This is a genomic window from Nocardiopsis terrae, from assembly GCF_014651695.1.
In the GTDB taxonomy this organism is placed as follows: domain Bacteria; phylum Actinomycetota; class Actinomycetes; order Streptosporangiales; family Streptosporangiaceae; genus Nocardiopsis; species Nocardiopsis terrae.
Map to the genome: position 1 here is coordinate 1 of NZ_BMXJ01000014.1, position 6418 is coordinate 6418.

The window sequence follows — 6418 nt, forward strand, 5'->3', positions numbered from 1 at the left end:
TAGGGCGTGGTGGAGGGGTTTGAGCAGGAGGGTGATGACGCCTTCTCCGGGGACGAATCCGTCGGCGGTGGCGTCGAAGGCTCGGGACCGCCCCGTCGGGGAGAGCGCCTTCAGGCTGTTCATGGCGTGGTAGTGCAGCGGGGACAACGCGAGCCTGACCCCGGCGACGAGGGCCTGTTCGCATTCGCCGTCGCGGATGCTGCGTACTGCCTGGTGCAGGGCCACCAGCGAGGAGGAGCACAGGGTGTCGATGGTCATGCTGGGGCCGCGCAGGTCCAGGAAGTGGCTCACCCGGTTGGCCAGGAACGCGTTGTGGTTGCCCAGGCCGCTCAGCGCGTCCAACTCGGGCTCGATGTTGTACTCGCGGTAGTGCTGGTAGCTGGCTCCCACGAACATCCCGGTCCTCGTGCCGGCCGCGGAGGTCGGCGGGACCCCGGCCGACTCCAGGCACTCCCATGCTCCGCGCAGGAGCCAGCGGGCCTGGGGGTCGAGCACCCGGGCCTGGTTGGCGAAGACACCGAAGAGCTGGGCGTCGAAGTCCTCTATGTCCTCCAGGAAACCGCCGGGGGGCCGGGTGCGCCTGCCTTCCCAGCGCTTGGCGGGAGCGGTCCCGACCGCGCTGCGGCCCTCCTCCAGCAGTCCCCACAGTTCCTCCGGCGTGCGTGCCCCGGGCAGCGCGAGGGCGACTCCTACCACCGCCACGTCACGCGTACCGGGGGCCGAACCCTCCGGTGTCCCGCCGGGGCCGGGGTGCGGGACGGGCCCGGAGGGGGCTGGCCGGTCCGCGGGTTCCGCCGGTGGTTCCTCCGCCGTCGCCTCCTGCGGTCGGGTCTGCCACTCCTCGGGCTCGGGCGCCCCCACAGCGGCGGCCAGGGCCCGGCAGTCGCGGGCGTCCAGTACGTCCAGAGCGCTGACCGTCACCGCCAGTTCCGACTCCAAACGCTCGGAGATCTCGGTTGCCAGCATCGAGTCGACGGCCAGGAGGGTGAAGGGGGTGTCGGGGGTCAGGTCCGGCTCGCGCAGCAGGGTGCGCACCACATCGGTCACGCTTCGGTTCCGCGAGGGGGCCGGGGGACCCGGTTCCGGCTCCCCCTCCGGCAGGGGCCGCCTGTCCGGAGCGGGTACGGGCGCGTAATGGACCCCGCTCAGGGAGAGCAGGACCCGGCCCCCCTCGTCCAGCAGCACCGTATCGGCCACGCGTGTACCGCCGGGTTCGGCCGACACGAGTCGTGTGCGCACCCGTCTGCACAGTGCGGGGTCGCCGAAGGCACGGATCGCGTCGACCGAGGCGGGCAGGCAGAGGGGGCCGGTGTCCGCACGGTCCGCGATGGTCAGGACCGCCATGCTCTGCAGCGCGGCGTCCAGTGCTGCCACCGCGGCGGCCCCGGGGGAGGCGTTCGGGTCCGTCCGTAGCGAGCAGACCGTGACCCCGGTGTCGAAGCGCACCTCGTCGACGACCGCCAGTGCGGGACCGTACTCGACGCCGGCCGCCTCGAACCACGCGTAGAGCCCCACCGGGTCCAAGGAGCGCCGCGGTTCCCCGTCCGGCACCGTTCGTTCCGCCTGTGTGGCGGTACCGCCCAACCGCGCACGCGCGATGTTCCTGCCGTCCCAACGGAGGCGGAGCGTCCCACCGGACCGCTCCTCGGTGAGCTCGCCGGGACCGGTCCCCGGTTCGGCGAAGACCATCTCGTCCACCGCGTCCGCATGGGCCAGTGCCCGCAGCACGAGTAGCGCGGCCGGTACCGTCTGCTCGCCGCGCACGCGGTGCTGGGCGACCAGTGCCCCCTCCTCCTCCGTCTTCGGGAGCGTCACCGGGGAGCCGCTTCCGGGCGCCGAGGACGGGGCGGGGGTCCCGCCCAGCGGGTACGGGGGAAGGACGACCCGCCTTCCGGAGGGGCGGTCCGGGCCCCGGTCCACGGTTTCGCCTCCGACGAACCGGGCGGCCCGCTCGGCCGCCGGGCCGGTGAGGGGGGTGCCGACACCGGCGGCCCAGACACCCACCGGACCCGTCTCCGACTCCAGCGACCTGTGTGCGCCGGCCAGGATCTCTGCTCGGTCGGTGCCGTAGAACGCGGCCCGGAATTCCCGGTGGTCCCTGCCCACGGCCGCGGAGAAGCACACCTGGGCCAGATTCGCCTCGCACGTGGACAGCCAGTCGGCGACGTCGCGGATCCTTCGTGTCAGAGCCTCGGGAGTATGCCCCGACAGCAGCAGCACCTGCTCCGCCCCCGGCTCGGGCTCGGGCGCGGTTTCACGCTGGTGCTCGGCGATGACGGCATGGGCGTTGGCGCCGCCCATGCCGAACGCGCTCACCCCGGCGACCCGCGGCCGGTCGTCGGACCAGGCCCGGGCCTCGCGGTTCACCGACAGCCCCGCCCCCTCCAGGTCGATCCGGCTGGAGGGGGTCCGGTAACCCGCCAACGGCGGGACCGCCCCGTGGCGCAGGCAGAGCAGGACCTTGACCAGGGCGGCCAGGCCGCTGGCGGGCTCCAGGTGTCCGATGTTGGCCTTCAACGAGCCCAGCAGGCGCTCACCGGCGCAGGAACCGAAGACGGAGCCCAGCGCCGCCACCTCGACCGGGTCACCGAGTTGGGTCGCCGTCCCGTGCGCCTCGATCAGGGAGACCTCCTCCGGTGCTGTCCCGGCGTCCGCCAGGGCAGCCCGGATCACCGCCTCCTGGGCGGACCGCCGGGGTACGGGCAGGGCTCCGCCCCGCCCGCCGTGGTTGACCGCCGTGCCACGAACCACCCCCCACACGTGGTCGCCGTCGCGCTCCGCGTCGGCCAGGGGCCGGAGGAGGACCGCCACGGCGCCCTCGCCGGGGACGAAGCCGTCGGCGTCTTCGTCGAAGGGCCGGGGCAGGTCGGGTGAGAGCGCTCCGAGCTGGCTGAGGCTGCGGTAGTACCAGGGGGTGAGTCCCACGTGGCAGGCCGCGACCACGGCGGCCCCGCACTGGCCCGCGCGCAGGGCCTGCACCGCCTGGTGCAGCGCCACCAGGGATGACGAGCACAGCGTGTCGACGGTCTGGGACGGTCCGGTGAGGTCGAGCGTGTAGGAGATCCGGTTCGCCAGAAGCGCGTTCATGGACCCCAGGGCGGTGTGCGGGCTGACCTCCTCCAGACCGGAGGCGTCCCGGTGGTGCTGGTAGGTCGCGCCCACGAACACGCCGATGTCGGGTCGGCCGCTCAGGCCGGCCTCGTCCACCACGCGCCAGGCGTGTTCCAACAAGAGCTTCTGCTGGGGGTCCATCTCGTCCGCCTCGCGCCGCGAGGTCTGGAAGAAGCGGTGGTCGAACCGGTCGGGCAGGCGGAGAAAGGCCCCGTTCCGGCAGTAGGTCCCCGACATACCCGCTGAGCGGGGTTCGAACAGCGCGTCGACGTCCCACCGTTGCTCGGGCACCTCAGTGAACGCGGTCCCCCCGGACATCAGCAGGTCCCAGAAACCGTCCAGGTCCTCCGCGCCGGGCAGGTCTCCGGAGACGGCGACGATCGCGACGTCTCCGTCACGTACCGGTGCGTCCGCGGCCCCGTGGGTACTGTCCGCTTCCCCCTCCTCCACGGGTTCTTCCGCGGGAGCCGGGGGCGTGTCCGCCTCCGCGGCGGGCACGGCGGTGCCGTCGGCGGCGGTAACCCCGTACTCCTCGATCAGGGCCCGGGTCACTCCGGCGACGTCGGGGTGCTCCAGGAACAGGGTCGAGGGGAGCTCCCTCCCCACGATCCGGGACAGCTCCTCGGCCATCTCCACGCTCATGATGGAGTCGATCCCGTAGTCGCTCAGGGGGGTGGCCGGTGTGAGCCGTTCGGCGCCCAGGCGCCGGGCCAGGAAGCGTTCGACCCGTTCGCCGACGGCGGCGGTCGGGGACGCCGCGTCCTGTGCCGCCGCGTCCTGTGCCGGCGCAGGACGCGGGGCCGGGGCCGGTTCGGGCACCGCGAGGGGCCGTCCCCGCCCGGACACGGGGTGCGGCACGGTCCGTCCGTCCGGGTGGGCCACCACGACCATGCGTTCGTCGCTGCGCAGCACCGAGACGAACGCGTCCAGGGCCTCCTGGTTCCCCAGGGGGCGCACACCGCGCCGGCGCAGCTGGTCGGCGGCTTCCACGCCCATTCCGACCTCGCCCCACAGGCCCCACGACACCGTGGTCCACGGACTGCCCTGGGCGTGTGCGAAGCCGTCCAGGTAGGCGTTGGCGGCCGCGTAACCTGCTTGGCCCAGGTTGCCGAACGTGCCCGAGACCGAGCCGAAGAGTACGGCGAAGTCCAGTTCCAGCCCTTCCACGGCCGATGCCAGCTCGCGGGCGCCCGAGACCTTCGGCGCGAGCACCGCGTCCACGTCCTCGCGGGTCGAGCTGCGCAACAGCCCGTCCCGGAGCACGCCCGCCGCGTGCACCACACCGTGCAGCCCCCGCCCGTCGGAGAGCACCTCGGCCACCACCTGGGCCATCGCACCGGGGACGGAGGCGTCAGCACGCAGCGAGCGCACCCTGCAGCCGGTGCCCGCCAAGCGCTCCACGACCCCGGGATCCGGATCGGAGCGGCCCACCAGGACCAGCTCGCCCGCTCCCTCCCCGGCCAGGCGCGCGGCCACCTCCACCCCGATGCCCCCGTGTCCTCCCAACAGGAGGTAACGGCCTCCGGGCCGAACACCCGGACGCCGCGCGGGCAAGGGGGCCTCCACCAGGCAGGGGACCGTGCGGCTGCCGTCACGGTAGGCGCACTCCGGTTTCTCTCCCACCGGTTCCTCCGCCGCGGCCAGGGCCGAGGCCGTGGAGGAGTCGAGGTCGACCAGGCGCGGGGACAGTCCCGGGTACTCGATCGCGGCCGTGCGCACCAGGCCCCACAGGGCCGACCTGGCCGGTAGGGGGCGGTCCCCCTCCGACACGGGTTGGGCGTGCTCCGTCACCACGGTGAAGCGGCTGGTCCGCTGGTGCGCACCCAGGGTCCGCAGGGCGTGTGCGCAGGCGTGCAGACCGGTGTCGAGTTCCTCTTCCTCGGCGCGTCCGGGGCCCGTCGACCACATGTGGACCACGCCGGAGACCTCGCCGACCTCGTCCCAGAGTTCGGCGAAGGCAGCCTCCGACACCTCGGACAGGCATCGTGCCTGCCCTTCCTCCGGCGGAGCCGCTCCGGGCGGGAGCACCTCGACGACCCGGGCGCCGCGCTCACGCAGCAGGCCGACGGTCTCGTCCTGGGCGGTGCGCTCCGGACGGCGCGTGTCGCGCAGGACCACCCAGGTGCCCTCGACCGGGTGGGGGAAGGAGGGGGCCTCGGGGGTCCACGACAGCTGAGTGCCCAGTCCCGGTCGGGTTCCGACAGCGCCCAGGTGCATGCGCACCCCTTCCAGGAGGGCTATCACGCCCCCCTCGCCGTCGAGCACCTGGGCGTCCGCGACGCCGTGGGTGCCGGAGACGTCCACACGCCGTACCCTCACGGTGACCCGGGGCGGCAGGGGCGCGAAGACGGCGATCCGGGAGATGCCCACCGGAAGGGTGACGCGCACCTGGGAAGCGGACGCCGGGCTCTGCAGGGCGACGCTCACCAGCTGGAGGACCCCGTCCACCAGATGGGGGTGCATCAGCCACGGGCCGGCCGAGGCGGCACCGTCCAGGTCCGCCTCCACCTGTCCTGCGCTCACGGCCAGGGAGCGCACGACCCGCAGGTCGGGACCGTACTCCAGCCCAGCCGAGGACCAGGCCGAGTACAGGGAGCCGGGGTCGAGGCTGCCCGTGCAGGAGACCGGGCCCGCCTCGGGCGCGGAAGCGTTCAGGGTCTGCCCCCGGGAGGCGGACAGTACCCGCCCGTCCTCTGTGCGCAGGGTGAGGTCCGTCTGGTCGCCGTTTCGGCTCCGTGCCTCCAGCCGGACCCTCTCCCGCTGCCCCTCCGCGAGGGCCAGCGGCCTGGGGAACTCGATTCCGTGGAGCTGGACCGGCGCGAAGGCGCCGCCCTCCAGGAAGGCGAAGAGCATCATCTCGATCTGGGCCGCTGCGGGCAGCAGGGGGCGGCCGTCGAAGCGGTGCTGGGCGATGAGTGCGTCGTCGTGGTCGAAGGTCTTCCCGTAACTCTGGGTCAGGCTGTCCACAGGTCCCTCGTCTCTACTCGTCACGGCTGTCGAACAAGGGGTGCGCGTTCGCCCGGCCGTTGGCGTTCACGGCCGCGGTCAGTCGAGGCGCCTCGGCTGACAGCTTCTGAGCGGTGAAGGGGTATCCGGGCACGATGACGGTGCGCTGGCCCTTGCCCTCGTGCAGCGCAGCCCAGTCGAGCTCACCGATCCCGGCGTTGAGGTAGGCCTCCACGGACTGGTACAGGCCCCTTTGCTCCGGTTGGTTTTTGCGGAGGGTGGTGTGCCAGTGGGTGGTGGGGTCGTTGAGGGTGGTGCGGGCGTGGGGGGTGAGGTGGGGTTGGGGGCCGATTTCCCAGTA

General features: G+C 73.2%; 2 protein-coding genes. Both read right to left on the reverse strand.

From position 1 onward, the window contains the following. Positions 1 to 6078, reverse strand: a 6078-nt coding sequence (locus tag IE195_RS25950) for an SDR family oxidoreductase (protein ID WP_191276417.1), incomplete at its 3' end; no start/stop codon positions are given. Between the two features lie 13 nt (positions 6079 to 6091). Continuing rightward, positions 6092 to 6418: hypothetical protein (locus IE195_RS25955; protein WP_229826470.1), on the reverse strand; the 327-nt coding region annotated here is incomplete at its 5' end.